Origin of the sequence: Comamonas jiangduensis, from assembly GCF_030162955.1 — a bacterium.
Lineage (GTDB): Bacteria > Pseudomonadota > Gammaproteobacteria > Burkholderiales > Burkholderiaceae_C > Comamonas > Comamonas jiangduensis.
Window position 1 is genome coordinate 1 of sequence record NZ_JARXOV010000041.1, and the last position, 1361, is coordinate 1361.

Sequence of the window (1361 nt, forward strand, 5' to 3'; positions counted from 1 at the left end):
CCCAAACACGCTGGCCCATTCGCTGAAGCTCAGGTTGGTGGTGATCACCACGCTGGTGCGTTCGTAAAGCGTCGACAGCAGATGGAACAGTAGCGCACCACCAGATGAGCTGAAGGGCAGATAGCCCAGCTCATCGAGTATCACCAGATCGGTATGCACCAGCCTGTGGGCGAGCTGTCCGGCTTTGCCCTGAGCCTTCTCCTGCTCCAATGCATTAACCAACTCCACGGTCGAGAAGAATCGCACCCTTTGACGGTGGTGCTCAATGGCCTGAATACCCAGGGCCGTAGCAATGTGCGTCTTGCCAGTACCGGGGCCTCCGACAAGCACCACATTGTTGGCCTTCTCGATGAATTCACAGCGATGAAGGTTGCGTACCAAGGCTTCATTGACCTCGCTGTGGGCGAAGTCAAAGCCTGCCAGATCTCTATAGACTGGAAACTTGGCTGCCTTGAGCTGATAGGCAATAGAGCGTACTTCTCGCTCTGCGCTCTCGGCCTTGAGCAGTTGCGACAGTATGGGGTGTGCAGCTTCAAAGGCAGGAGAGCCTTGCTCGGCAAGTTCTGTCACGGCCTGAGCCATGCCAAACATCTTGAGCTGGCGCAGCATGATGATGATCGCTGCAATGGCGGGGTCATGACGCATGGCGCACCTGTCGGAGTTGGTCGTAGCGCACGACGTTGGCCTGGGGCTCAACGATCAAGGCCAGGGCTTGGGGCGAATGGATGGGTTCGGGCTGAGGTGCTCCATCAATGAGGCGGTGCAAGACATTGATGATGTGGGTCTTGCGGGGTGCGCCATCCTCCAGAGCCAACTCGACAGCGGCCAGGACGGCTTGCTCATCGTGCTGCAACACCAAGGCAAGAACTTCCACCATCTCGCGATCGCCGCCAGGTTGCTTCAGGAGCAAAGCTTGCAGTCGTTTGAATGCGTCTGGCAACTCGGCAAACGGTGCACCGTTGCGCAATGCGCCAGGCTTGCGCTGCAATACGGCCAAGTAATGGCGCCAGTCATAGACCGTACGCCCACCGCCTTGGTGATTGCGCTCAATGATGCGCGGGTGTTCACAGACGAGTTGGCCTTCTGCCACGACGACCAGGCGGTCGGCATAAACCTGCAAGCTCACAGGCCGGTTGGCATAAGAGGCTGGCACGCTGTAGCGATTGCGCTCAAAGTGCACCAAGCAGGTAGGTGAGACCCGTTTGGCATGCTCGACAAACCCATCGAATGGCCGAGGCATCGGCATCAAGCTAGAGCGCTCTTGCTGCCACGCATCGGCGAGTGAGCCAGGTAACTGCCCATGCGCAATCTCTTGCCAGAGCTGCTGACACCGTTGCTCCAGCCAATCGTTGAGGGCAGCG

2 protein-coding genes are annotated in these 1361 nt (G+C 58.3%); both read right to left on the reverse strand.

Features of this window, described 5'->3' with window-relative positions; all coding sequences use genetic code 11:
• Positions 1-645: IS21-like element helper ATPase IstB (gene istB / locus QEP12_RS16850; protein WP_284214982.1), on the reverse strand; the 645-nt coding region annotated here is incomplete at its 3' end.
• Positions 635-1361, reverse strand: a 727-nt coding sequence (locus tag QEP12_RS16855) for a Mu transposase domain-containing protein (protein ID WP_431308111.1), incomplete at its 5' end; no start/stop codon positions are given. The genes istB and QEP12_RS16855, both read right to left, overlap by 11 nt.